Below are 24030 nucleotides of genomic sequence, written 5' to 3'. Positions count from 1 at the left end.
CCCGCACGGGCGGTGCCCGGCGTGGTCCACACTGTCCAGGCCCACCCCGACCCCGGAGGTACGTCCCGTGCTCGCTCGCACCCCCCGCACGTCGCTGCTCGGCGCCCTGGCGCTCGGCGCCCTGGCCCTGACCGGCTGCGGCTCCGACTCGCTGTCCGGCGGCTCCGAGGGGGGCGCGGCCCCCAGCTCGGCGCCGGCCGCCGCGCCCTCGGTGAGCGCGGACCCGGCGCTGGCGGAGCTGCTGCCGCAGCAGGTGCGCGACTCCGGCGTGCTGCGCGTGGGCACCAACGCCGAGTACGCGCCCAACGAGTTCCTGCGCGGCACCGAGGTCGTCGGCATGGACATCGACCTCATGGACGCCGTGGCCGCCAAGCTGGGCCTGGAGGCGCAGTACCAGAACGCCGGGTTCGACACCCTCATCACGGGCGTGCAGGGCAACCGCTACGACGCGGCGATCTCCTCGTTCACCATCAACGCCGAGCGGCTGCAGCAGGTGAACATGGTCCAGTACTTCAACGCCGGCACCCAGTGGGCGGTGCGCGAGGGCAACCCCGACGGCGTCGACCCGGACGACGCCTGCGGCGTGACGGTCTCGGTGCAGAACGGCACCGTGCAGTCCGACGAGGACCTGCCCGCGCGCCAGCAGGCGTGCACCGACGCCGGCCGCCCGGCCATCGAGGTGGTCCCCTTCGACTCCCAGCAGGACGCCACCGCGGCGCTGGTGCAGGGGCGCGTGCAGGCGATGCTGGCCGACTCCCCCGTGACCGCGTACGCGGTGCAGCAGAGCGAGGGCATCGAGCTCGCCGGGGACATCTACGACGCCGCCCCCTACGGCATCGTGGTGCCGCTGGAGCAGACCGGCACCGCCGAGGCGGTCTCCCGCGCGCTGAGCGCCCTGGCCGAGGAGGGCGCGTACTCGGCCGCGATCGAGGCGTGGGGCGCGCAGGACGGCGCCGTGGACGAGTTCCCGGTGAACCCGGCGCCGTGAGCCCGCAGGAGCCCGGCACGGGCGCGGTCGGCGCGGTCGGCGCGGTCGGCGGCGAGCGCCCCGGGCGCGTCGACGCCGTGGAGGTGCGCCACCCGTGGCGGTGGGTGGCGCTGGCGGTCATCGCGGTGCTCGTCGCGATGCTGGCGCACCTGCTGCTGACCAGCCCCGCGTTCGACTGGGCGTTCACGTTCGAGGTGATGAACCAGAACGCCGTCATCCGCGGCCTGCTGCTGGGCACGCTGCTCATGACGGTGCTGGCCATGGCGATCGGCGTGGCCGTCGGCGTGCTCCTGGCGGTGCTGCGCCTGTCGGACAACCCGCTGCTCTCCGGCGCGGCGTGGGTGTACACGTGGTTCTTCCGCTCGGTGCCGCGCTACGTGCTGCTCTTCCTCACCGGCAGCCTGGGCGCGCTCTTCGGCAGCGGCCTGTCGCTGGGCGTGCCGTTCGACTTCCTGCTCACCGACGCCCTGGGCACTCCGGAGCTGCGCCTGCTGACCGTGGAGCAGTCGACGGTGTACGCCTGGCTGGGCGGCTACGCCGGCGGCGTGCTGGCCCTGGGGCTGTCCGAGGCCGCCTACATGGCCGAGATCGCGCGCGCCGGCCTGCTCAGCGTCGACCGCGGCCAGCACGAGGCCGCCGAGGCGCTGGGGATGACGGGGCGGCAGGTGATGCGCCGCGTGGTGCTGCCGCAGGCGATGCGCGTCATCGTCCCGCCCACCGGCAACGAGCTGATCGCCATGGTCAAGGACACCTCGCTGCTGAGCGCGCTGCCGGTGACCGTCGAGCTCTTCTACCAGGTGACGCAGATCAGCGGGCGCACCTACCAGGTGCTGCCGGCGCTGGCGGCCGCGGTGCTGTACTACCTGGTCCTCACCAGCGTCCTCATGGTCGGGCAGCACTTCCTGGAGCGGCGCTTCGGGCGCGGCTTCGGCGCCGCGGCGCCGGCGCGCACCGCCGCGGCCGGCGTGGCGATAGGCCCGGGGGCGCAGAAGTGAGCGCGGTCCCCGGCGCGCTGCCGGGTGCGGACGCGGCGCGCCCGCTGGTGCGCGCGGTCAACGTGCACAAGTCCTTCGGGCACGTGGAGGTCCTCAAGGGCGTGGACCTGGAGGTGCGCGCCGGGGAGGTCGTGTGCCTGCTGGGGCCCTCCGGCTCGGGCAAGACGACGTTCCTGCGCTGCATCAACGCGCTGGAGCGCATCGACGGCGGGCGCCTGTGGGTCGACGGCGAGCTCGTCGGGCTGCGCGAGCGCGGCGGGCGCCTGCACCGGCTCACCGCCGCCGAGATCGCCCGGCAGCGCCGCGACATCGGCATGGTCTTCCAGCGCTTCAACCTCTTCCCGCACATGACGGCGCTGGAGAACGTCGTGGAGGCGCCGGTGCTGGTGCGCGGGCAGGCCCGGGCCGCGGCGCGCGAGCGCGCCCTGGCGCTGCTGGAGCGCGTGGGGCTGGCCGACCGGGTGCACAACTACCCCGCGCAGCTCTCCGGCGGTCAGCAGCAGCGCGTGGCCATCGCCCGCGCGCTGGCCATGGAGCCCAAGCTCATGCTGTTCGACGAGCCCACTTCGGCGCTGGACCCCGAGCTGGTCGGGGAGGTGCTCTCGGTCATGCGCGAGCTGGCCGCGGAGGGCACCACGATGGTGGTGGTCACGCACGAGGTGGCGTTCGCGCGCGACGTGGCCGACCAGGTGGTGTTCATGGACGGTGGCGTCGTCGTCGAGCACGGCCCGCCGGGGCAGGTCATCGGCGCGCCCCGCCACGAGCGCACCCGCGCGTTCCTGACCCGGGTGCACGAGGGCGGCTGAGCCGCCCGGCCCGGCACCGCTCGCCGGGCCGGCGCCGAGGCGGGCGGGTCAGCGCTGCCCCGCCCGCCCCGGCGCCGGCTCGGCGAGCTGACCGGTCTCGAGCACCTCGGCGGCCACGTCGCGCAGCTTGCGGTTGGCGTGCTGGGAGACGCGCCGCAGCTCGGCCACGGCCTGCTCCTTGGTGATCTTGCGCAGGGCCATGAGGACGCCGACGGCCGCCCCGATCTCCCGGTTGGTGGCCACGGCCTCCTCCAGGTTCAGCGCGCGCTGGCGGTGCGCGAAGGCCGAGGCCGCACCGGCGGCCACGGCCGCGACGACCTCGGTGCGCGCACGCCGCTGCGGGTCGAGGCCCTCGGGGTCCGGGGCGTACACGTTCAGCCCCGCCGACCACTCCAGGTCGTCGGCGGGCACCAGCGGCGAGGACAGCACGCTGCCCACGCCCAGGGCGGCGAAGCGCGGCGTCACCGCCGGCCAGCGCCGCTCGGTCACCACGTCCTCGAGGTGCACCGGCGCGCCGGTGGCGATCGCCTGCAGGCACGGCCCCTCGCCGGCGGCGTACTGGACCTCGTCGGCGCGCCGGGGCAGCTCGCCCGAGCCGGCCGCGGTGGTGGCGCGCCGGCCGCGGCGCACGGTCACGCTGGCGCCGAGCAGACCGGGCACGGCCTCCAGGACCGCCGCGACCACGGCGTCGGCGACCTCCGCGGTGCGGGTGGCCGCGCCGACGGCGACGTGCAGGCGCCGGGTCACCGCCGCGAGGGCCACGACCGGTTCCTGCGGGACCGTCGCACCGCTGACGGACGTCACTGCGAGCCTCCTGCCACGACTCAGGGGGAGGCTCGTGCTTGAACCGTGTGGACCGGAACTCTAGTGGACCCCCGCCGCGGGCCCACCCCCCGGTCCCCCCGGCCGATCCGGCGGCGCGAGCACCAGCTCGGGCGAGAGGGCCCGGGACACGCACGGCATGAACCAGCCCGCGCGCTCGTCGGCGGTGAGCACCATGTCGCGGTGCTCGGCCTCGCCGGCCAGCAGCCGCAGCCGGCACGTGCCGCACGTGCCCGAGCCGCAGGAGGCCTCCAGCACGACGCCGGCGCGCTCCAGCGCCGCCAGCGCCGTCGTCCCGGCGTCGACCTCGACGCGCGCGCCGGTGGGCTCCCACACCGCCGTGAACGGCGCGCGCCGCCCGCCCAGGGCGTCCACGCCGGCGAAGTCCTCCACGTGCACCCGGCTGGGCCGCCAGTGCGCGGTCAGCGCCTGCACCTCGCGCACCAGCTCGGTGGGCCCGCAGCAGTACACGCGCGCGTCGTCGTCGGGCTCGGCCAGGTGCGGCCACAGGTCCAGCCGGCCGTGCAGCGCGCTGTGGTGCACCAGGGAGCCGTCGGCGGAGAACTCGTCGAGGAAGGCGGTCTCCTCGGGGCTGCGCGTCAGGTACAGCACCCGCACCTCGGCCCCGCCGCGCGCCCGCAGCTCGCCGACCATCGCCCGCACCGGCGTGATGCCGATGCCGCCGGCGATGAACAGGTAGCGCCGCGCGCGCAGCAGCGGGAAGGCGTTGGCGGGCGCGGAGACGTCCAGCTCGTCGCCGACGGCGACGTCGTCGTGCATGCTCACCGACCCCCCGCGCCCGTCGGCGTCGCGGCGCACGCACAGCACGTAGCGCAGCGGGGCGCGCGCGCCGGGCTCGACGAGGCTGTAGCTGCGCCGGTGCCCGGCGGGGGTGGTCACGGCCACGTGCGCGCCGGCGCGGTAGCCCGGCAGCGCCGCGCCGGCGGGGTCCTCCAGGACGAAGCGGCGCACCGAGGGGGTCAGGTCGTCCGCCCGCGCCACCCGCAGGCGCAGGTCGTCACGCACGCAGCTCACCGCCGACGGCCAGCGTGCCGCCGGTGAGGACCTGCACGTACAGGCCCATCCGGTCGTGCCCGAACGCGCGCACCAGCAGCTGCGGCACCGGCAGGTCGCGCCGGCCGGTGGCGGGGTCGACCTCCGTGGCCGCGCAGCGCACCGTGGGGAACGCCCCGCGCACGCGCACCCCGCCCAGGTCGAACTCGGCGCCCACCAGGTCCAGCTCGGACCAGGCGGGCAGGCCGTCGACGTGCACGTTGGCGCGGAAGCGCAGCGGGTCCACCGGCACGCCGGCGCGGCGCTCCAGGTCGCGCACGGAGGCGAGGTTGAGGACGGAGACCAGCTCCATGGCCTCCTCGCCGCCGGGGGCGGTGTCGGTGAAGCGCCGGCCCTCCTCGTGCGCCCACACCGGCAGCACCCCGGCGGGCAGGTCGAGCACGCGGGCGAACAGCTCCAGCACCGCGCGCACCCCCTGCTCGGTGCGCAGGTCCGCGCGCAGCACCTCGTGCTCGCGCACCGCCACGGCCAGCACGCCGGTGGCGGTGTCCAGCCGGGTGCGCAGCCCCGCCAGGCGCGCCTCGTCGACCAGCGCGAAGAACTGCCGCTTGGACAGGCCCCGGCGCACGCCGGGGGCGTACTCCCCGCCGGGGCGCGCCATCGCGAAGACCCGGTCGAAGGGCACCCCGCGCCCGGCGGTCAACCGCACCTGACGCAGCGGCTGGGCGCTCAGGCCCTTGACCGGGTGCACGTGCAGCGCCTCGACCCGCCCGCGCACCGGGCTCGACGTCGTCACCGGCCCACGGTAGCGAGGGCGCCCGCGGCGCGGGCCCGCGCCTCAGGCGCGGGTGAACAGGCAGAAGGGGTGGCCGTCGGGGTCGCGCAGGACCCGCACGTCCTGCTGGGGCTGGTGCTCCTGCAGCCGCGCACCCAGCGCCACGGCGCGCTCGGCGGCGGCGGCCAGGTCGTCGACCTCGACGTCCAGGTGCGCCTGCTGGGTCTGCTCGCCGGCGCGCGCCGGCCACGCCGGGGGCCGGTGCAGCCGCTCGCGTTGGAAGGCCAAACCCGCGCCGGCGCCGTCGCCGTGCGGGCGCAGCAGCACCCAGCCCTCGGAGTCCTCCACCACCCGCCAGCCCAGCAGCTCGCGCCAGAAGCCGGCCAGGCGCTGCGGGTCGGGGCTGTCCAGGGTCGTCGCGGACAGCACCGCGCGCGGGACCGGGCTCACCGCGCCAGGGTGGCGCAGCGCGCGGGCGGGCACCACCCCTGCGCACCGGTCCCCGGCCGCCCGCCGGGCGGTGACGCCCGCGCGCACTACCCTTGCCCACCGTGACGAGCGTCGTGGCCACGGCCGGTGAGAAGCGGATCCTCGTGGCCGCCCTGGAGGAGCAGCGCCGGGCGGTCCTGTGGAAGCTGCAGGACCTCGACGACGAGCGGCTGCGCCGGCCGCTGGTGCCCTCGGGCACCTCGCTGCTGGGCCTGGCCAAGCACCTGGCGTCGGTGGAGTACGGCTGGCTGTGCCGCGCGTTCGGCCGCGAGCACGACGCGGTGCCCGCCGCGGCGTTCGAGGACGACCCGCGCGCGGACTGGACCGTGCACCCGTGGGAGACCACCGAGGGGGTGCTGGCCTACTACGAGCGCGCCCGCGCGGCCGCCGACGCCTCGGTGGCGGCCCTGAAGCTCACCGATCGCGGCACCACCGCCGACGGCACGCCCGTCTCGCTGCGCTGGGTGCTGGTGCACCTGGTGGGCGAGACCGCCCGCCACGCCGGGCACGCGGACGTGCTGCGCGAGCAGCTCGACGGCCGCACCGGGGAGCGCCCCTCCCCCTGACGGGCGCCCCGGGCGGCCTCGCGCGGCCCCGCCGGGCACGACGGCTGCGCACCGGGGGTGAAGGTCGCGCCCGCGGCTGCCGATGGGGTGGCGTGGCCTCCTCCCGTCCGCGCTCCCTGCGCTCGCAGCTCCTGGTCCCCGGCGTCGGGGCCGTCGTCGTCACCGCCGGCCTGCTCAGCGGCCTGACCGCCTGGCAGGTCGGCGACCTGGCCGAGGACACCTCCCGCGACGTGCGCGCGCTGTCCGAGCAGTCCCTGCGCGACGCCGGCGGGCAGGTGATGACCACCGTGGCCACGCAGTCCGCCTCCGTGCAGGCGCAACTGGACGGCGACCTGCGCGTGGTCGACCAGCGGCTGCTGTCCCTGGGCGCGCCGCGCCTGGAGGGCTCGGCGACCTGGACGGCGACGAACCAGGTCACCAAGGAGGCCGGCCAGGTCGTGCTGCCGCAGCTGCGCTTCGGCGAGACCTGGCTGGGCCAGCAGAGCGACCCGGCCACCGCCGTGCCCGGCGTGGACGAGGTCGCCCGCCTGACCGGCGCGGCCGTCACCGTCTTCCAGCGCCTGAACGAGTCCGGGGACATGCTGCGCGTGGCGACCACCGTGGTGGGCACCAGCGGGAAGCGGGCCATCGGCACCTACATCCCCGCCGCCAAGGACGACGGCAGCCCCAACCCGGTGGTGGCCTCGCTGCTGGCCGGCGAGACCTACCACGGCACCGCCACGGTGGTGGACCAGCAGTACGTCACCGTCTACGAGCCGCTGCTCGTCGACGGCCGCGTGGCCGGGGCGGTGTTCGTCGGGCTGCCGCAGGCGGACGTCACCGCCGACCTGCGCGCGCGCCTGGCCGAGGCCACCGTGGGCCGCACCGGGCAGTACGCCGTCTTCTCCAGCGCCGCCGCCTCCCGCGGGCGCGCCGTGGTCGCCCCCGACGGGGCCGCCGACGGCGACGACATGCTCGCCGCGCGCGACGCCGACGGCGAGCCCTACGTCGAGCGCCTGCTCGCGCTGGCCGCCGAGCTGCCCGACGGCGGGTTCACCACCACGACCGTCGAGCTGCCCTCCGGGCCGCAGACCGTGGGCGTCTCGCGCTACGGCGCCTACGACTGGGTCGTCACCAGCTGGCTGCCCGAGGCGGACACCTCCGCGGTCACCGACCGCATCGCGGCCGGGCGCACCGACCTGGTGCGCGACACCGCCCTGGCCGGGCTGGGCGTGGCCGTCGTGCTGGGCCTGCTCATCGCCGCGCTGGCGCGCACCCTCGTGGGGCGCATCACCCGCCTGACCGGCGTCCTGCGCCGGCTGGCCGACCGCGACCTGTCGGTGGCCGTCGACGCCGACGAGCGCGCCGACGAGCTCGGCGAGGCGAACCGGGCGCTGCGCGACGCGGTGACCGGCGTGCGCGAGGCGGTGACCGCGATGAGCCGCGGCGCGCAGCGCCTGACGGGCACCGCGAGCGTGCTGGAGGGCGCCAGCGCCCAGCTGGCCGGCACCGCCGGCAGCACCGCCGCGCAGATCGAGCAGGTCGCCGGCGACGCCGGCGGCGTCTCCGAGGGCGTGCGCGACGTGGCCGACGCCGTCGAGCAGCTGCGCGCGGCCGCCGACGAGGTCTCGTCGACCACCAGCACGGTCACCGTGGTGGCCGGCGAGGCGGTGCAGCTGGCGCACGCCGCCACCGGCACCGTCGAGCGCCTGGGCGGCTCCTCGCAGCAGATCGCCGACGTGCTGCGCACCATCACCGCCATCGCCGGGCAGACGAACCTGCTGGCGCTGAACGCCACCATCGAGGCCGCGCGCGCCGGCGAGGCCGGCGCCGGCTTCGCCGTGGTGGCCGAGGAGGTCAAGGAGCTGGCCCGCCAGACCGCGCAGGCCACCGAGGAGATCGCCCCCACGCTCACGGCCGTGCAGGCCGAGGCGGCCGCGGTGCGCTCGGACATCGACTCCATCTCGCGCACCATCGCCCACATCGACGCCCAGCAGGCCACGATCGCCTCGGCGGTGGCGCAGCAGCTGGCCACGACCACCTCGATCGGCGCGACGCTGCACAGCGCCGCGGCCAGCTCCGGCGGCATCGCCGGGGCGCTGTCGGAGGCGGCCGGCTCGGTCTCGGGCACGGCCGCGCAGGTCGGCTCGGTGCGCTCGGCGGTCTCCGAGCTCGGCCAGGTCGCCGCGGACCTGGAGGCGGCGACGCGCCAGTTCAGGCTCTGAGCCGCCGGCTGGGCGCCGCCCCGGGCACGGCCCGGGGCGGCGCTCAGCCGCGCACCGGGCCGTGCACGGCGCGCACCGCCCCCCGCCCGCCCGGCACCGGCGGGTGGAAGCGGCTCTGCAGCTCCAGGGTGAAGGCGTAGCCGTACACGGTCAGCGCTGTGAGCACCCACAGCCACAGGCACACCGCGACCGCCCCGCCGACCTGCGTGTAGCCGCCGAACGGCGAGCCGAGGTCGACGGGGATGGCCAGGAAGAGCACGAAGCCCTGCAGGAAGCCGGAGATGAACGCCCCGGTGCAGTAGGCGCCCCACAGGCTCGCCCGCCAGCCGGTGCGCACCGGCCCGAGCACCCGGTAGACGTAGACCAGCACCGGGGAGATGACGAGCCAGTCCAGGGTCAGGGCCACGTAGACGGCCAGCGCGGCGCCGGGCAGGCCGGCGCCGAACCAGCGCACCAGGAACGGGGCCACCTCCAGCACCGCCAGGAAGCCCACCGGCGCCAGCAGCAGCAGCGGCGCCGCGCGCAGCCGCACCCCCCAGGCGCCGACGCGCCCGCGCACCGGCGGCGGCGGCGGGTCGGGGTAGCGGGCGCTGACGCGGCTGAAGCCGCGGCGCAGGCCCTCGCCGTAGACGGTGGCCGGCACCAGCGCGAAGAGCACCGCGCTCCAGCCGACCTGCACGGCGGTGCGCACCAGGTCGCCGACGACCTGCCCGGCGCGCTGGGCGGTGGGCAGCGCCTCCGCCACCGCGTCGCCCAGCTCGACCACGCGCTCGGGGCCCAGCAGCAGCGCCAGCAGGCGCACGGAGACCACCAGCGAGGGCACCAGGGCGATCGCCGCGTAGAACGTCACGCCCGCGGAGACGAGGAAGAGGTCGTGCCCGTGTAGGCGGGTGCGCACGTCGCCCAGCAGCGCGTTCAGCCGCGCCAGGCGGCCGTGCGGGCGGTTCACGCGCCCGCCGCGACGGGGGTGCGGGCGGCGGGCAGGGTCAGCGGGGTGCCCACGGGGGTGCGCGCGCCGCGGTAGGCGCGGCGGTAGGCGGTGGGGGTGGTGCCCACCAGGCGCAGGAAGTGCTGGCGCAGCATCGCCGCGGAGGAGAAGCCGCAGCGGCGGGCGACCTCGTCGACGCCCTCGTCGCCCTCCTCCAGCAGCAGCCGGGCGGCGCCGACGCGCTGCTCGAGCAGCCAGCGGTGCGGGGTCACGCCGGTCTCGGCGCGGAAGCGGCGCGCGAAGGTGCGCGGGGACATCGCCGCCGCGCGGGCCCAGCGGGCCACGTCGAGCTCCTCGTCCAGGTGGGCGGCGGCCCACACCAGGGCCCGCTGCAGGGACTCGTCGGCGCACGGGCGCACCGGCGCCTCGACGTACTGCGCCTGCCCCCCGTCGCGGTGCGGGGGCACGACCATGCGCCGGGCGATCGCGGCGGCCACGGCGCTGCCGTGGTGCTCGCGCACCAGGTGCAGGCACAGGTCGATGCCGGCGGCGGTGCCGGCGCTGGTGGCGATCGGCCCGTCCTGCACGTAGAGGACGTCGGGGACGACCTGCACGGCGGGGAACGCGCGCGCCAGCTCGGCCGCGTAGCGGTGGTGCGTGGTGGCGCGGCGGCCGTCGAGGTAGCCGCCGGCGGCGAGGGTGAACGCGCCGCTGCACAGGCTGGCCACGGTGGCGCCGCGCGCCAGCGCGGCGTCCAGGTGCGGCACCAGGACCTGCGCGCCCGGCCCGCGCAGCCCGGGCGCGGGCCCCACCACGACCAGGTCGGCCTCGTCGAGGCGCTCGAGGCCGTGGTCGGGGGTCAGGGTGAAGCCCTGCGCGGAGCGCACCGGCCGCCCGCCGGGCGAGCAGACGGCGAAGTCGAAGGCGGGCACGCCGTCGTCGGTGCGGTCGATGCCGAAGACCTCGCAGGGGATGGCGGACTCGAAGGCCGCGAAGCCCTCGCCGACGACCACGGCGACCGAGCGCAGGGGGGTCACACGGGCAGTGTGCCAGCGTCCGGCCGGGTTGGCAGGATGGCGGCGAACATCGGCAGGACTGCCACTGGGCGGCCGGGGCGGGCGCGAGCACCCTCGAGGACGTGACCACTCCCGACTGGTTCTGGATCGCCGTCCTCCTCGTGCCGCCGCTGCTGGGCCCGCTGGCCTGGTTCTTCGGGGCGGACTCCCGCGCCGCCGGCGGCTGGACCGCCGGCTCCTTCGACGCCTCCCCCCGCCCGGACCGCCCGTCGCGCCGCCGCGCCCGGGAACCCCAGCGCGCCCGGGAACCCCGCCGCGCCCGGCAGCCCCGCCACGCCCGGCAGCTCCACCGCGGGGGCGCGCACCCGGCCGGGGCGGCCGGCGCGGCCCCGCGGTGCTGAACGGGCCGGAGGGGCACCGCCGCGCGCTGGCCCGGGAGCAGGAGCGGTTCGCGCGGCTGCTCACCGCCGCCGGCGAGCGCGGCGCCCTCGGCGCGCGCGTGCCCGGCTGCCCCGCCTGGTCGGTGGGGGATCTGGCCGCGCACCTGACCGCGGTGCACCGGTGGGCCGCGGCGAGCACCCGCCGCTCCCCCGCCGGCCCGCTGCCGCCCGAGCGCGGTGGGCCGGGCGCCACCGACGCGGGCGCCGCCGACCCGGGCGCCGCCGACCCGGCGGCCGCCTACGCCGCGGCCGCCGCCGAGCTCCGGCGGGCGCTGGCGGTGCCGCCGGCGACGCCCTGCCGCACCCTGCACGGCCGCGGCGTCGTCGCGGACTGGTCGCGCCGGCAGCTGCACGAGACCCTCGTGCACCGCTGGGACCTGCAGGACGCCCTGGGCCCGCCGGGCACCGCCGACCCGGCGGACACCGACCCCGTGGACGTCGAGGCGGTGGACGTCGAGGCGGGGGACGCCGAGGCGGTGGCCGCCGACTGCGTGGCCGAGGTCGTCGAGGCCCTGCTGCCGCGGCAGGTGCGCCTGGGCCGGGTGCCCGCACCGGCCGCCGGGGTGCTGCTGCTGGCGCCGCGGCGGCGCTGGGTGCTGGGCGAGCCGCGGCGCGTGGTGGCGGAGGTCGCCGGCCCCGCGCAGGTGCTGGCCCGCCTGCTGTGGCGGCGCACCGGACCGGACGACCCGCGCCTGCGGGTGACGGGCGACCGGGCGGCGGCCGCGGCGCTGCTGGGCGCTGCGCTGACGCCCTGAGCCGCTCACCGGCCGCCGCGGCGCCCGTGGGAGCGGCGCCCGCGCGGGCGGCTCAGGCCAGCAGGCCCAGGCGGCGCAGCTCCACGCCGAGGTCGTGCGGGCTCGTCGCCGCCTGCTGGGCGTCCTCCAGCGCGACGACGCCGTCGCGCACCAGCGCCACGAGGTGCTGGTCGAAGGTCTGCATCTGGTAGAAGCCGCCCTCGCGGATCAGGTCGGTGATGTGGTGCGTCTTGTCCGGGTCGGCGATGGCGTCGGCGATGCGCCCGGTGTTCACGCACACCTCCATCACGACGCAGCGGCCGCGCCCGTCCGCGCGCGGCACCAGGCGCTGGCACACGATGCCGCGCAGCGAGCCGGCCAGCGCCAGGCGCACCTGCTTCTGCTCGTGCGGGGGGAAGAAGTCGATGATGCGCGAGACGGTCTCGGCCGCGTCGATGGTGTGCAGGGTGGACATCACGAAGTGGCCGGTCTCGGCCGCCGACAGGGCCGCCTTGACGGTCTCGGTGTCGCGCATCTCCCCCACGAGGATGACGTCGGGGTCCTGGCGCATGGCCGCGCGCAGCGCGGTGGTGAAGTCCGCGGTGTCCAGGCGCACCTCGCGCTGGCTGACGATCGAGCGGTTGTCCTCGTGCAGGATCTCGATGGGGTCCTCAATGGTGACCACGTGGCTCTCGCGCACGGAGTTGATGTGGTCGATCATCCCGGCCAGGGTCGTGGTCTTGCCCGAGCCGGTCGGGCCGGTCACCAGCAGCAGGCCGCGGTGCTCCAGGGCCAGCTGCTCCAGCACCGGCGGCACGCCCAGCCCCGCCAGCGGCACCGCCTTGGCCGCCACGCGGCGCAGCACCAGGCCCACCGCGCCGCGCTGGCGGAAGGCGTTGACGCGGAAGCGCCCCCCGCCGCCGGGCAGGCTGTGCGCGAAGTCCGCCTCGTGCGTGCGGGCGAACTCCTCCACGAGGTCCGGGCGCAGGATCTGCCGCAGCATCTCCTCGGTGTCGTCCGCCGTCAGGGCCGGCGCCTGCAGCTGGCGCAGCCGGCCGTCGATGCGCACGCGCGGCGGGGAGCCGGCCTTGCAGTGCAGGTCGGAGCCGCGCAGCTCCACCAGCGCCCGCAGGTAGGGCGTGATGAGGTCCTCGGCACCGTCCCGCCCGTGGCGCTGCCCGGGCGCCGGCGAGGTCTGCGCGATCGTCACCCGGCAGGCATCGGGCGCGCGGGGTGCGAGCTTGAGCACCCCTCACCCCGTGGGACGATGGTCGCCGGAGATCTCGACAGGGAGGAGCAGCTCGTGAGCAAGCGAGGCCGCAAGCGCCGCTCGCGCAAGGGCAACGCCGCGAACCACGGCAAGCGCCCCAACGCCTGAGCGGGTGCGCAGCACGAGGGGCCCCGGACCGCGCGGACCGGGGCCCCTCGTCGTCCGGGCCCGAGGGCGGGCACCGGCTCAGCGCACCGTGGCGCCGACCTCCGTGATCTGCACGAGGATGCGCGCGCGCAGCTGGGTGGGCGCGGTCTCGCAGGGGCAGCCGTCGCGGATCGCCCGCTTGAGCTGCTCGTCCTCGGCGAGCTGCTGCACGCAGCCGGCGCACTCGACGAGGTGCGCCTTCAGCCGCTCGCAGTCCAGCTCGGCCATCTCGCCGTCGAGGTACTCGAAGGCCCGCTCGAGCACCTCGCGGCACTCCTGCTTCAGCTGCCCGGAGCCCGTGCGCTCCTGCTCCTGCTGCCCGCTCACGACGCCTCCTTCTCGCGCGCGGCGGCACCGGACACGCCGCGGTCGACCGCGTAGTCGCGCAGCAGCTCGCGCAGCAGCCGCCGGCCGCGGTGCAGCCGCGACATCACGGTCCCGATGGGCGTGCCCATGATCTCCGCGATCTCCTTGTAGGCGAAGCCCTCCACGTCGGCGAGGTAGACCGCCATGCGGAAGTCCTCGGGCACCTGCTGCAGGGCGCGCTTGACGTCGGAGTCGGCCATGTGGTCCAGGGCCTCGGTCTCCGCCGAGCGCAGGCCCGAGGAGGTGTGCGACTCCGCGCGCGCCAGCTGCCAGTCCTCGATCTCGTCGGCGTGCGACTGCTGGGGCTCGCGCTGCTTCTTGCGGTAGGTGTTGATGTACGTGTTGGTGAGGATCCGGTACAGCCAGGCCTTGAGGTTCGTGCCCGGCTGGTACTGGTGGAAGGCCCCGTACGCCTTGGCGAAGGCGTCCTGGACGAGGTCCTCGGCGTCGGCCGGGTTGCGCGTCATGCGCAGCGCCGCGGAGTAGAGCTGGTCGAGGAAGGGCAGCGCGTCGCGCTCGAAGCGCGCCGCGCGCTCGTCGGCGCTCTCCTCCGAGGGTGCCCTCGAGGTCTGTTCGGTCATCGGTCCCGAGCCTAGGCCCTCGCCGCGCCGGGCGCTCAGGGCGCCCGCCGCGCGCGCGGGGCGCCGCTCGTCGCGCCGGCCCGGGGGCCCCGCGGCGGGGCGGGACGCGGTGCGGGCACCGGTCTTGTCAGCCACCAGCATGACCGTTCCAACGCCCCCGCCGGCGGCCCCATTCCGACGCGCCCGAGGGCGCCCCCCGGGGGTGCCGGCGCGCCCCGGCGCGTCCCGGCGCGTCCCGGCGTGTCCCGGCGCGCCGCGCCGCTAGCGCCCGCCGGGGCCGGTGCTCAGCGCGGGCCCGGAGCGGTCCAGCGGCACGGCCTGGAGCAGCGCGGCGACGTCCTCGGCCTCGTCCAGGGTGGGGTCGAGCCACGCGTCGCGCAGGTCGCGCGGCACCGCCAGCGGCAGCGGGCCCGGGGCCGCGCCGCGGCCGGGCGCGGCGGTGACCACCGCGAAGCTGGCCAGCCAGCGGGCCGGGCCGCCGGGCGGCGAGGCGGGGTCGCGCCAGAGGTCGTAGACGCCGGCCAGCGCCAGCACCGAGCCGTCCTCAGCCGCCAGCCGCCCGTCCGCGCCGCCCGGCGGCGCGGACCAGGCGTCGGCCGGCACCAGGCAGCGGCGGGCCAGCGCCGAGGGCGCCAGGGCCGCGTCGCGCAGCAGCGCCGCGGCCGGCGCGCACGCCGCGCCGCCGGAGGCGTCCGGCGCCCCGGCGGGCACCAGGCCCCAGCGCAGCGTGCGCAGCGAGCGGCTGGGCGGCGCGTCCGGCTCACCGGGGCGGAAGCGCTCGAGCACCACCGGTGCCGCCGCGCCGGGCTCGGCCGCCAGGGCGAGGGCGGCCGCCGCGGCGCCGCCCGGCGCACCGCCGGCGCCGCCCGCACCGCCGCCGCCGTCCAGGGCGACCTCCTCGACCTCGAGGAGCGCCACCAGCTCGTCCACGTCCCGCCGCAGGGCGTACCGACCGCACACGCCGCACACCCTGGCACGCGGTCCCGACGCACCCCGGTGCACGGGGCCGGGCCAGGGCCCGGCGGGTCCCCGGCGGGTCCCGGCGGGTCCCGGCGGGTGCGCACGGGCCGCCGGTGCGGTAGGCAACTCCCATGACTCTGGTGCGACGTGTGGCCCGACCGATGCTCGCCGCGGTCTTCGTCAAGACCGGCATCGACCAGGTGCGCGGCGCCGCCGACCTGGCGCCGGCCGCCGAGCCGCTGACCGAGCGGATCGCCGGTCCGCTGCGCCTGCCGCAGGACCCGGTGCTGCTGGTGCGCCTGAACGGCGCCGCGATGGCCGCCGCGGGCGTCCTGTTCGGCCTGGGCCGCGCGCCGCGGCTGTCCGCCGCGGTCCTGGCGACCACGGCGGCCCCCACCGCGTACGTGGCGCACCCGTTCTGGACGGAGAAGGACCGCAGCGTGCGCTCGGAGGTCCTCGGGGACTTCCTCAAGGACGTGGCGCTGCTGGGCGCGGCGCTGCTCGCGGCCGTGGACACCGCCGGCAAGCCGGGCGTGGTCTGGCGCGCCGGGCGGGCCGGGCGCGACGCCAAGCGCCTGGCGGCGCTGGCCGCCCGCGAGGCCGCGCACGCGGCGGAGTCGGGCCGCAAGGACATCAAGCTCGCGGCCGCCCGGGCCGCCTGAGCCGCGCGCGGGCCGCTGCTGAGCACGAGCGCCGCGCCCGGGCCCTGGGCGGCCCCGGCCCCGCGGGCCGGGGCGTGCCGGGGGTCGAGGCGCGCGCGGGTTGCTGCGAGGATGCGCGGGTGAGCCCGAGCACCGCCGACGCCGTCCCCCCCTCACGACCGGACGGGCCCGCGCCCGAGCTGTGGCCGGCGCCGCGCGCGAGCGGCCCGCTGGACGCCGTGGTCCACGTGCCGGGGTCGAAGTCGCTGACCAACCGCTACCTCGTGGTCGCCGCGCTGGCCGAGCGCCCCTCGCTGCTGCGCGCCCCGCTGCTCTCGCGCGACACCGCCCTCATGGCCGACGGCCTGCGGGCCCTGGGCGCCGAGGTGCTCGAGGGCTCCGGGGTGGAGGGCCTGGAGCCCGGCGACCGCCTGGTGCGCCCCGGGCGGATCACCGGCGGCACGCGCGTGGAGTGCGGCCTGGCCGGCACCGTCATGCGCTTCCTGCCGCCGGTGGCGGCGCTGGCGGCCGAGCCGGTGGAGTTCGACGGCGACCCGCGCGCCCGCGAGCGGCCCATGGGCGCCGTGCTCGACGGGCTGCGCCAGCTCGGGGCCGTCGTCGAGGACGGCGGGCGCGGCCTGCTGCCGTTCAGCGTGCGCGGCCCCGCCGGCGGCCTGCGCGGCGGGCGGGTGCGCATCGACGCCTCCGGCTCCAGCCAGTTCGTCTCCGCGCTGCTGCTGGTGGGCGCGCGCTGCCGCGAGGGGCTGGAGGTCGTGCACGAGGGCCCGGAGCTGCCCAGCGCCCCGCACGTGCGCATGACCGTGGAGGTGCTGCGCGACGCCGGCGTGGTCGTCGACGACTCGGTGCCGGGCCGCTGGGCGGTCGAGCCGGGCGAGGTCAACGCCCTGGACGTGCAGGTCGAGCCGGACCTGTCCAACGCCGGGCCGTTCCTGGCGGCGGCGGCCGTGGCCGGCGGGCGGGTGCGCGTGCCGGGCTGGCCGCAGGCCACCACCCAGGCCGGCGACCTGCTGCGTGACGTGCTGGACCAGATGGGCGCGGAGGTCTCCCTGGAGCGCGAGGGCCTGGTGGTGCGCGGCAGCGGCGAGCTGTACGGGCTGGACCTGGACCTGCACGAGGCCGGCGAGCTGGCCCCCGTGATCGCCGCCCTGGCGGCGCTGGCGAGCACCCCGACGCGGCTGCGCGGCATCGCGCACCTGCGCGGTCACGAGACCGACCGCCTCGCGGCGCTGGCCAGCGAGCTCAACGCCCTGGGCGGGGACGCGGAGGAGACGCGGGACGGGCTGCTCGTGCGCCCGCGCCCCCTGCACGGCGGGGTCTTCCGCACCTACGCCGACCACCGCATGGCCACCGCCGGCGCGCTGATCGGCCTGGCGGTCGACGGCGTGCTCGTCGAGGACGTCGCCACCACGGGCAAGACGCTGCCGGACTTCCCCGGCATGTGGGCGGCCATGCTGCGGGGCGAGTGAGCCGTGGGGCTGCCGTGAGCGAGCGCCGTCGCCGCTACGACGAGGACGACGTGCGGGTGCGCCCCAACCCGCGCGGCTCGCGCCCGCGCACCAAGGAGCGCCCCGCGCACGCCGACGCGGTGCCCGCGCTCGTGGTGGTCGTCGACCGCGGCCGCTCCACGTGCCTGGTCGAGCCCGGCACCGACCGCGAGCGCACGGTCACCGCGATGCGCGCGCGCGAGCTGGGCCGCACCGGCGTGGTGGTGGGCGACCGGGTGGGCCTGGTGGGCGACACCTCCGGGCGCACCGACACCCTGGCGCGCATCGTGCGCATCGACGAGCGCCGCACGGTGCTGCGGCGCACCGCCGACGACACCGACCCGGTCGAGCGGGTGGTCGTCGCCAACGCCGACCAGCTCGTCGTGGTCACCGCCGTGGCCGACCCCGAGCCGCGCGCGCGCATGGTCGACCGCTGCCTGGTGGCGGCGTACGTGGCCGGCATGCGCCCGCTGCTGTGCCTGACCAAGGGCGACCTGCGCCCGGCCGAGGAGGTGCTGCGCACCTGGGCGCCGCTGGGCCTGGACGCGGTGGTCACCTCCCGCGGCCCGGACGGGGAGCTGCTGGGCCTGGACGACGTGCGCGAGCGGCTGCGCGGGCGCACCAGCGTGCTCGTGGGGCACTCCGGGGTGGGCAAGTCCACGCTGGTCAACGCGCTGGTGCCCGACGCTGGGCGCGCCACCGGCCACGTCAACGCCGTCACCGGCCGCGGCCGGCACACCTCCACCTCCATGGCGGCCCTGGCGCTGCCGGACGGGCAGGGCTGGGTGGTCGACACCCCCGGCGTGCGCTCCTTCGGGCTGGCGCACGTGGACCCCGAGGCGGTGCTCAGCGCCTTCCCGGACCTGCTGCCGGGCGAGGAGGGCTGCCCGCGCGGGTGCACCCACGACGAGCCGGACTGCGCCCTGGACGCCTGGGTCGCCGAGGGGCGCGCGGGCGCGGCCGGGCCCGCGCGCCTGGAGTCCTTCCGCCGCCTGCTGGCCGCGCGCCGCGGCGAGGAGCGCGACGACGAGCGCGAGCGGCACCGGGGCCGCGAGCGCGAGCAGTAGCCGCTCCTACAGCAGCGTCACCCAGTAGCTCCAGAACCGCACCGCGACCAGGGCCGCGACCGCGGCCAGGGTCAGCACCACGAGCAGCGCCCGGTAGTCCACGACCGCGCGCGCCGCGCCCCGCAGCGCGCGCGGCACCGGCACCAGGCCGCGGTCCAGGCCGTCGGCCAGGCACACCCAGAACAGGGCGACCACCACCACCCACACCACCGCGCAGTACGGGCACAGCGCGCCGATGGAGTACAGCGCCGAGGCGATCAGCCAGCCGACGAAGACCGCGGCCAGCGCCGTGCCGGCGAGGAAGCCGCGCTCGACCCAGCGCGGCAGCGCCGTGCCGGACAGCAGCAGCACCCCCAGCGTCGTGCAGACGCTGAAGGCGCCGATGCCGATGATCGGGTTGGGGAAGCCGAACAGGGAGGCCTGCCAGCTCTCCATGACGCTCTGGCAGGAGACGAGCGGGCTGATGCTGCAGCTGGGCCGGTAGCCGGGTTCGGTGGCCAGGCGGAAGCGCTCGACGGTCAGGACGACGGCGGCCAGCAGCCCGAGCGCGCCGCCCAGGGCCAGCAGCAGCCCGCGGGCGCGCGGGCGCACCGGCAGCTCCGACAGGTGCTCCTGGCGCGGCCGCCCGCCCGGCCGCCCGCCCGGCTCGCCGTCGTGCGCGCGGTCGTCGCCGTGCGGCCGTGCCGCGGTGGTCCCCGCCATCGCCCCTCCTCCGCTCGCGCCGCCGCTGCGCGGCGCCCGACAGCATCCTCGGCGCACCTGGGAGCCGGCTGGACGCCCGGGGCGGGGAGGTAGGTTCGCGCCGTGCCCGCCGCCCAGCCCTCCCCCGCCGCCCCGCCGGCCCGCCGGCGCTACGACGACGACCTGCGCCTGGCGCACGTGATCGCCGACCAGGTCGACGGCGTGACGATGGACCGCTTCCGGGCGCTGGACCTGGCCGTGGAGACCAAGCCGGACCTCACGCCGGTCACCGACGCCGACCGCACCGCCGAGGAGCTCGTCCGCGCCCAGCTCAAGCGCACCCGCCCGCGCGACGCGGTGCTCGGCGAGGAGTTCGGCCTGGTCGGGCACGGGCAGCGGCAGTGGGTGGTCGACCCCATCGACGGCACGAAGAACTTCGTGCGCGGGGTGCCGGTGTGGGCCACGCTCATCGCGCTGCTCGACGACGGCGAGCCGGTGGTCGGGCTGGTCTCCGCCCCGGCGCTGCAGCGGCGCTGGTGGGCGGCGACCGGCTCGGGCGCCTGGACCGGGCGCAGCCTGGCGACGGCCACCCGCATCTCGGTCAGCGGCGTCAGCGACCTGGCCGACGCCTCCTTCGCGTACTCCTCGCTGGGCGGCTGGGAGGAGCGCGGCGCGCTGGACGGCTTCCTGGCGCTGACGCGCGCGGTGTGGCGCACCCGCGGCTACGGCGACTTCTGGTCCTACATGCTGCTGGCCGAGGGCGCGGTGGACGTCGCCGCCGAGCCGGAGCTGGCGCTGCACGACATGGCCGCGCTGGTGCCGGTGGTCACCGAGGCCGGCGGGCGCTTCACCTCCCGCGCCGGGGTCGACGGCCCGCACGGCGGCGACGCGGTGGCCACCAACGGGCACCTGCACGCCGCCGCCCTGGCGCACCTGGGCACCGGGGCGACCGCGAGCAGCCCGGCCACCCCGGTCACCCCGGTCACCCCGAGCGCGGCGGGCGCGCCGGCCGCCGAGCAGCCGCCGGCGCCGTGAGGGCGCCCGCGCCGGCGGTGGTGAGCGACCCGCGCGAGCGCCGGCTGCTCGTCTGGGAGCTCGTCGCGGTCTTCGCCGTCTCCCTGGGGATGAGCGGGGTGCGCGCCCTGGTGCGCTTCGTCGGGCTGCTCACCGCGCCGCAGGCGCTAAACGCGCAGACGTCCACGGTGCTGGGCAGCTTCGCCCCGCAGCGGCCGTGGCTGGACCTGGCGCTGCAGCTGGTCTCGATCGCCTCGGGGCTGGCGCCGGTGCTGCTGGTGGCGTACCTGCTGGCGCGCGGCGGGGAGTCGCTGCGCACGCTGGGCGTGGACGGGCGCCGGCCGGGCCGGGACCTGCTGGGCGGGCTGGGCCTGGCCGCGCTGATCGGCGGGTGCGGGCTGGCGCTGTACCTGGGCTCGCGCGCGGCGGGCTTCAACACGAACGTGGCCGCCTCGACGCTGCCCGACACGTGGTGGGCGGTGCCGGTCTCGGTGCTGGCGGCGGCGCAGAACGGGCTGCTGGAGGAGGTGCTGGTGGCCGGGTACCTGCTGCACCGCCTGGCGCAGCTGGGGGTGCGGCCGGTGCCCTCGCTGGCGGTCAGCGCGCTGCTGCGCGGCTCGTACCACCTGTACCAGGGCCTGGGCGGGTTCGTGGGCAACGTGGCGATGGGCCTCGTGCTGGGCTGGGTGTACCGGCGCTGGGGCCGGGCGATGCCCCTCGTCGTCGCGCACACGGCCATCGACGTGGTGGCCTTCGTCGGCTACGCGGCGCTGGTGGGGCGGGTGGGCTGGCTGCCCGCCTGAGCACCCCGACCGCCGCGCCCGGCGCCGTCGCCTACCGTGGAGCGGTCCGACGGACGCCGACGTCCACCGTCCCCGCACCCCGGGAGCCGCCTGCCGTGCCCTCCGAGCTCAGCACCGCCCTGCCGTTCGTCAGCCGCTCCGTGTGGCTCACGCTCGCCGTCGCCGCCGCCTCCGCCGTCGTGGCCGTCCTGCTCAGCGAGCTGGTGGCCCTGGGGGTGCGCCGGCTGGCGCGCCGCCACGACATCCCCGTCTCGCTGGCCCGGCGCGCGCGCCGGCCCTTCGCCGGGCTGCTGGCCATCGTCGCCGTGCAGGTCTCCCTGGACATCTACACCGGCCCGGCGGACTGGCGGGCGCCGACGTTCTTCGCGCTGAAGACGGCCACGGTGGCGTTCGTGGCCTGGCTGGCGGTGGTGGCCGCCAACGTCGTGCAGGACGTGGTGCTCAGCCGCTACCCCATCGACGTGGAGGACAACCGGCGCGCGCGCCAGCGGCGCACGCAGGTCGCGCTGCTGAAGCGGCTGTTCGTCGCGGCCGTCGTCGTGGTGGCCGCCGCCTCGATGCTGCTGACCATCCCGGGCGCGCGGGCGGTGGGCACGAGCGTGCTGGCCTCGGCGGGCCTGCTGTCGGTGGTGGCGGGCCTGGCCGCGCAGACCTCGCTGGCGAACGTCTTCGCGGGCCTGCAGATCGCCTTCACCGACGGCCTGCGCGTGGACGACGCCGTGGTGGTGCAGGGCGAGTTCGGCAACGTCGAGGACATCACGCTGACGTACGTCGTGGTGCGCCTGTGGGACCGCCGCCGGCTGATCCTGCCCTCGACGTACTTCACGAGCACGCCGTTCGAGAACTGGACGCGCAACTCCGCCGACATCACCGGCACCGTCGAGCTGGACGTGGACTGGCGGGTGCCGGTGCAGCGCGTGCGCGAGCACGCCGAGCGCTTCACCGCCGAGCACCCCCTGTGGAACGGGCAGGTCTTCGCCCTGCAGGTGACCGAGGCGCGCGGCTCGTTCGTGACGTTCCGCGTGCTGGTGAGCGCGGACTCCAGCGGGTCGCTGTACGACCTGCGCTGCGCGGTGCGCGAGGAGCTCGTGGGCTGGCTGCAGCGCGAGCACCCCGAGGCGCTGCCGCGGGTGCGGGTGGGCCAGGCGGTCGAGGACGCCGAGCACGCCGCCGCCGACGCGGCCCAGGACGCCGAGGCGGCGCGCCGGGCCGAGCGCGAGCGCGCCGAGCGCGCCGAGCAGGAGGCGGCGATCGAGCCGCCGCCCTCCGAGCGGGTCGGCGCCCGCGCCGCCGGACGGCTGGGCGCGCACCCCTTCCGGCACGGCCTCGACGGCGTGCGCCGGGGCCGCAGCAGCGCGCGCCGCTGAGTCCACCGCCCGGTCCCGGGCGGCGGGTCCGCGCGGGAGCCGGAGCGCGTGACGCGGGTCACGTCGTGGAGGACCTGTGTGCGCGGTCAAGGGGAGGTGGTTCGCCCGACGAAGAACAGGCACGTGCCTCTCGACGTCCTGATCCCCTCCCTCGGCCTGGCGGCCGCCGCCGTCGGCATCGCCACCGGCGTGCCGCAGATCGTCCGGCTGCTGCGCAGCGGCGACGCCAGCGGCCTGTCGTTCTCCTCCTCGGTGCTGGGGGCGCTGGCGTCGGGCACGTGGCTGGCGTACGGGCTGCTGCTGCTGGACCCCGCGCAGGTGCTGGCCAACGCCCCCGGCCTGGCGTGCGCGGTGGTCACCGTCGTGCTGGCCGGGCGCCGCCTGGGCGTGCCGCTGCGGCGCGCGGGCGCGGCCGCGGCGGCCTGGGTGCCCCTGGGGGTGGGCGCCCACCTGGCCGGCGGCGCCGCCCTGGTGGGCGTCCTGGCCACCGTCGTCTCGCTGGTGCGCATGCTGCCGCAGGTGCGCACCGCCCTGGGCCGCGGCTCGCTGGCGGGCCTGGCGCCGGGCACCTTCGTGCTCACCCAGCTCTCGGCGGTGCTGTGGACCGCCTACGGCGCGCTGACCGCGCAGCCCTCGGTCGTGGTGTGCTCGGCCGCCTCCGCCGTGCTCGCCGGCGTGGTCCTGGCCCGGCGCTGCCCGCCGCGCCACGTGGTGCGCTCGCTGCACGCCGGGCGCCTCGGCGGGCCCGGCCGGCTGCTCGTGCGGCCCGTGGTGGCGCTGGCCGCCTGAGCCGGCGCGGGTGCGCAGCGGTCCCGGGCCGGGGGCGGCGCGCCGCCCGGCAGGGCCCTGACACGACGTCGGGCGTGCACCTGACACGCCGTTCGGCGTGCACGCGGAGCGCGCGTGCACTGGTATGGACCTCGTGCAACGAGGGGCCACCGCCGCCGAGTCCGTGACCGTCAGGGGCAGGGACGTCGTCCTGCGCGCCGAGGGGCGCACCGAGACGTACGACATCGACTACGTGCGGCTGCTGGTGCCCTACCTGACCGGCGAGCGCAGCCTGCCGGCGATGCGCCTGGCGCACTTCCGCCCCGGCGTGAAGCCGTGGCTGTGCCTGAGCGTCATCGAGGACGACGGCTCCGAGCCGGACCTGTCCGGCGTGGTGATCTACTCCGGGCTGGGCACGCACCGCGAGATGGGCCTGCACCTGAGCCGGTCCGAGGCGTGGCGGGTGGCCGAGGTGCTCCTGCCCGCGCACGAGCCCCTGACCGCGCAGGAGCCGACCGCGCACGAGCCCTCGACCGCGCACGAGCCCCCCGTGCACGAGCCACCCGCGCACGAGCCGCCGGCCCAGGAGCCCCTGCCCACCCAGGACCGGGGGGCCCGGGAGCTCGGCGAGCAGGACCGGACCGTCTGAGGCGCGCGCGCGGGAGCCGGCCGGTGGCCGAGCACGAGCCCGCCGGCCGGCAGCTCGCGCGCACCGACCGCCTGGAGCTGGCGGTGGCGCGCGACGGCCCGCGGTGCGTGTGGTGCGGGCGCGAGCTGGACCGCCTCGTGCACCCGACCACCGACCACCTGGTGCCGCGCGTCAAGGGCGGCCCGTCGTGGCTGGAGAACGAGGCGGCCGCCTGCCGGCGCTGCAACGGCCAGCGCGGGCACGCCTCGCCGGTGGACTGGCTGCTGGAGTGCCGCCGGCGCGGCTGGCCGGCCGACCCGGCGTGGCTGCGCCGGCGCCTGGAGGAGCTGGACGCGGCCATCGCCGAGCGCGGCGGGCAGCGGCGGGCGCGCCCGTACGTGCAGGCGCAGCTGCGCCGGGCGCGCCGGCTCTCCGACGCCGCCTGACCGGGCCCC

The 24030-nt window shown here is 77.6% G+C and carries 28 protein-coding genes; 17 read left to right on the top strand and 11 right to left on the bottom strand.

Annotated elements, in window-relative coordinates; all coding sequences use genetic code 11:
* The first annotated feature begins 67 nt into the window (after positions 1-67).
* The 3 genes from ACRYMN_RS00235 to ACRYMN_RS00225 are packed head-to-tail and all read left to right on the top strand — an operon-like array spanning position 68 to position 2789.
* Positions 68-988, top strand: coding sequence for an ABC transporter substrate-binding protein (locus ACRYMN_RS00235; protein ID WP_432490826.1), 921 nt, complete (start codon positions 68-70; stop codon positions 986-988).
* On the top strand, positions 985-1983 hold the full coding sequence (locus ACRYMN_RS00230; protein ID WP_432490825.1) for an amino acid ABC transporter permease: 999 nt from the start codon (positions 985-987) through the stop codon (positions 1981-1983). The genes ACRYMN_RS00235 and ACRYMN_RS00230 overlap by 4 nt, the downstream gene beginning before the upstream one ends.
* Entirely contained in the window at positions 1980-2789 is an 810-nt protein-coding gene (locus ACRYMN_RS00225; protein WP_432490824.1) for an amino acid ABC transporter ATP-binding protein, read from the top strand. Before ACRYMN_RS00230 ends, ACRYMN_RS00225 begins: the two co-directional genes overlap by 4 nt.
* A gap of 48 nt (positions 2790-2837) precedes the next feature.
* Here the strand turns inward: ACRYMN_RS00225 and ACRYMN_RS00220 are convergent, their stop codons facing one another.
* Genes ACRYMN_RS00220 through ACRYMN_RS00205 form a run of 4 tightly spaced genes read right to left on the bottom strand, consistent with a single transcriptional unit; the run spans position 2838 to position 5850 of the window.
* Positions 2838-3593 (bottom strand): GAF and ANTAR domain-containing protein, encoded by a 756-nt coding sequence (locus ACRYMN_RS00220; protein WP_432490823.1) that lies wholly within the window; start codon positions 3591-3593, stop codon positions 2838-2840.
* 60 nt (positions 3594-3653) lie between these two features.
* Entirely contained in the window at positions 3654-4637 is a 984-nt protein-coding gene (locus ACRYMN_RS00215) for a PDR/VanB family oxidoreductase (protein WP_432490822.1), read from the bottom strand.
* The gene (locus ACRYMN_RS00210) at positions 4630-5421 is read right to left on the bottom strand and encodes an MOSC domain-containing protein (protein ID WP_432490821.1); all 792 of its coding nucleotides are present in this window, start codon (positions 5419-5421) and stop codon (positions 4630-4632) included. Before ACRYMN_RS00210 ends, ACRYMN_RS00215 begins: the two co-directional genes overlap by 8 nt.
* Positions 5422-5463: 42 nt before the next feature.
* The gene (locus ACRYMN_RS00205; protein WP_432490820.1) at positions 5464-5850 is read right to left on the bottom strand and encodes a VOC family protein; all 387 of its coding nucleotides are present in this window, start codon (positions 5848-5850) and stop codon (positions 5464-5466) included.
* 101 nt (positions 5851-5951) lie between these two features.
* On the opposite strand from ACRYMN_RS00205, the gene ACRYMN_RS00200 reads away from it, so the two are divergent.
* Both ACRYMN_RS00200 and ACRYMN_RS00195 read left to right on the top strand, forming a co-directional pair.
* Positions 5952-6455: a DinB family protein gene (locus ACRYMN_RS00200; RefSeq protein WP_432490819.1), complete on the top strand. Its 504-nt coding sequence runs from the start codon at positions 5952-5954 to the stop codon at positions 6453-6455.
* A gap of 92 nt (positions 6456-6547) precedes the next feature.
* Positions 6548-8659, top strand: a complete 2112-nt coding sequence (locus tag ACRYMN_RS00195; protein WP_432490818.1) for a methyl-accepting chemotaxis protein — start codon at positions 6548-6550, stop codon at positions 8657-8659.
* A 43-nt stretch (positions 8660-8702) separates the two neighbouring features.
* Here ACRYMN_RS00195 and ACRYMN_RS00190 read toward each other — a convergent pair whose 3' ends face one another.
* On the bottom strand, positions 8703-9608 hold the full coding sequence (locus ACRYMN_RS00190; RefSeq protein WP_432490817.1) for a YihY/virulence factor BrkB family protein: 906 nt from the start codon (positions 9606-9608) through the stop codon (positions 8703-8705).
* Positions 9605-10624: a GlxA family transcriptional regulator gene (locus tag ACRYMN_RS00185; protein WP_432490816.1), complete on the bottom strand. Its 1020-nt coding sequence runs from the start codon at positions 10622-10624 to the stop codon at positions 9605-9607. Before ACRYMN_RS00185 ends, ACRYMN_RS00190 begins: the two co-directional genes overlap by 4 nt.
* A gap of 101 nt (positions 10625-10725) precedes the next feature.
* Between ACRYMN_RS00185 and ACRYMN_RS00180 the strand changes: the two genes are divergently transcribed.
* A complete protein-coding gene (locus tag ACRYMN_RS00180) occupies positions 10726-11004 on the top strand; it encodes a hypothetical protein (RefSeq protein ID WP_432490815.1) in 279 nt (92 codons plus the stop codon).
* Positions 10998-11798 (top strand): maleylpyruvate isomerase family mycothiol-dependent enzyme, encoded by an 801-nt coding sequence (locus ACRYMN_RS00175; RefSeq protein WP_432490814.1) that lies wholly within the window; start codon positions 10998-11000, stop codon positions 11796-11798. The genes ACRYMN_RS00180 and ACRYMN_RS00175 overlap by 7 nt, the downstream gene beginning before the upstream one ends.
* A 52-nt stretch (positions 11799-11850) precedes the next feature.
* Here the strand turns inward: ACRYMN_RS00175 and ACRYMN_RS00170 are convergent, their stop codons facing one another.
* Positions 11851-12981 carry a type IV pilus twitching motility protein PilT gene (locus tag ACRYMN_RS00170; protein WP_432490910.1) on the bottom strand — a complete coding sequence of 377 codons (1131 nt, stop codon included), beginning with the start codon at positions 12979-12981 and terminating at the stop codon, positions 11851-11853.
* Between the two features lie 99 nt (positions 12982-13080).
* On the opposite strand from ACRYMN_RS00170, the gene ACRYMN_RS00165 reads away from it, so the two are divergent.
* Positions 13081-13155: a 50S ribosomal protein bL37 gene (locus ACRYMN_RS00165; RefSeq protein ID WP_099052597.1), complete on the top strand. Its 75-nt coding sequence runs from the start codon at positions 13081-13083 to the stop codon at positions 13153-13155.
* Between the two features lie 78 nt (positions 13156-13233).
* Here ACRYMN_RS00165 and rsrA read toward each other — a convergent pair whose 3' ends face one another.
* The 3 genes from rsrA to ACRYMN_RS00150 form a co-directional block, all read right to left on the bottom strand.
* Positions 13234-13521: a mycothiol system anti-sigma-R factor gene (gene rsrA / locus ACRYMN_RS00160; protein ID WP_432490813.1), complete on the bottom strand. Its 288-nt coding sequence runs from the start codon at positions 13519-13521 to the stop codon at positions 13234-13236.
* Positions 13518-14282, bottom strand: a complete 765-nt coding sequence (locus tag ACRYMN_RS00155) for a sigma-70 family RNA polymerase sigma factor (RefSeq protein WP_432490812.1) — start codon at positions 14280-14282, stop codon at positions 13518-13520. The genes rsrA and ACRYMN_RS00155 overlap by 4 nt, the downstream gene beginning before the upstream one ends.
* A gap of 120 nt (positions 14283-14402) precedes the next feature.
* Complete coding sequence (locus tag ACRYMN_RS00150; RefSeq protein WP_432490811.1) at positions 14403-15101, bottom strand: SOS response-associated peptidase family protein; 699 nt, start codon at positions 15099-15101, stop codon at positions 14403-14405.
* Between the two features lie 131 nt (positions 15102-15232).
* On the opposite strand from ACRYMN_RS00150, the gene ACRYMN_RS00145 reads away from it, so the two are divergent.
* From ACRYMN_RS00145 to rsgA, 3 genes are all read left to right on the top strand, one after another.
* On the top strand, positions 15233-15763 hold the full coding sequence (locus ACRYMN_RS00145; protein ID WP_432490810.1) for a DoxX family protein: 531 nt from the start codon (positions 15233-15235) through the stop codon (positions 15761-15763).
* 119 nt (positions 15764-15882) lie between these two features.
* Positions 15883-17229, top strand: a complete 1347-nt coding sequence (gene aroA, locus ACRYMN_RS00140; RefSeq protein WP_432490809.1) for a 3-phosphoshikimate 1-carboxyvinyltransferase — start codon at positions 15883-15885, stop codon at positions 17227-17229.
* A gap of 14 nt (positions 17230-17243) precedes the next feature.
* Complete coding sequence (gene rsgA / locus ACRYMN_RS00135) at positions 17244-18314, top strand: ribosome small subunit-dependent GTPase A (protein WP_432490808.1); 1071 nt, start codon at positions 17244-17246, stop codon at positions 18312-18314.
* A 6-nt stretch (positions 18315-18320) separates the two neighbouring features.
* Here the strand turns inward: rsgA and ACRYMN_RS00130 are convergent, their stop codons facing one another.
* On the bottom strand, positions 18321-19016 hold the full coding sequence (locus ACRYMN_RS00130; RefSeq protein ID WP_432490807.1) for a vitamin K epoxide reductase family protein: 696 nt from the start codon (positions 19014-19016) through the stop codon (positions 18321-18323).
* Between the two features lie 102 nt (positions 19017-19118).
* On the opposite strand from ACRYMN_RS00130, the gene hisN reads away from it, so the two are divergent.
* The 6 genes from hisN to ACRYMN_RS00100 all read left to right on the top strand — a co-directional run bounded on the left by hisN (position 19119) and on the right by ACRYMN_RS00100 (position 24021).
* Complete coding sequence (gene hisN / locus ACRYMN_RS00125; RefSeq protein WP_432490806.1) at positions 19119-20030, top strand: histidinol-phosphatase; 912 nt, start codon at positions 19119-19121, stop codon at positions 20028-20030.
* On the top strand, positions 20027-20812 hold the full coding sequence (locus tag ACRYMN_RS00120) for a CPBP family intramembrane glutamic endopeptidase (RefSeq protein ID WP_432490805.1): 786 nt from the start codon (positions 20027-20029) through the stop codon (positions 20810-20812). The genes hisN and ACRYMN_RS00120 overlap by 4 nt, the downstream gene beginning before the upstream one ends.
* Positions 20813-20907: 95 nt before the next feature.
* Positions 20908-22179 (top strand): mechanosensitive ion channel family protein, encoded by a 1272-nt coding sequence (locus ACRYMN_RS00115; RefSeq protein ID WP_432490804.1) that lies wholly within the window; start codon positions 20908-20910, stop codon positions 22177-22179.
* Between the two features lie 123 nt (positions 22180-22302).
* Positions 22303-22968 carry a SemiSWEET family transporter gene (locus tag ACRYMN_RS00110; protein ID WP_432490803.1) on the top strand — a complete coding sequence of 222 codons (666 nt, stop codon included), beginning with the start codon at positions 22303-22305 and terminating at the stop codon, positions 22966-22968.
* A 97-nt stretch (positions 22969-23065) separates the two neighbouring features.
* Entirely contained in the window at positions 23066-23596 is a 531-nt protein-coding gene (locus ACRYMN_RS00105; RefSeq protein ID WP_432490802.1) for a hypothetical protein, read from the top strand.
* A gap of 23 nt (positions 23597-23619) precedes the next feature.
* Entirely contained in the window at positions 23620-24021 is a 402-nt protein-coding gene (locus ACRYMN_RS00100) for an HNH endonuclease (RefSeq protein WP_432490801.1), read from the top strand.
* The last annotated feature ends 9 nt before the right edge of the window (positions 24022-24030 follow it).

The sequence above is a fragment of the Kineococcus gypseus genome (genome assembly GCF_050871305.1).
GTDB classification, from domain to species: domain Bacteria; phylum Actinomycetota; class Actinomycetes; order Actinomycetales; family Kineococcaceae; genus Kineococcus; species Kineococcus gypseus.
This window is presented reverse-complemented; position numbering and strand designations above follow the sequence as displayed.

Bases quoted from the DNA above. Each gene is read 5' to 3' on its own strand.
- ACRYMN_RS00155 (WP_432490812.1), bottom strand. From the start codon at position 14,282: ATGCTGGTGGCTGACAAGACCGGTGCCCGCACCGCGTCCCGCCCCGCC.
- ACRYMN_RS00145 (WP_432490810.1), top strand. From the start codon at position 15,233: ATGACTCTGGTGCGACGTGTGGCCCGACCGATGCTCGCCGCGGTCTTC.
- ACRYMN_RS00130 (WP_432490807.1), bottom strand. From the start codon at position 19,016: ATGGCGGGGACCACCGCGGCACGGCCGCACGGCGACGACCGCGCGCAC.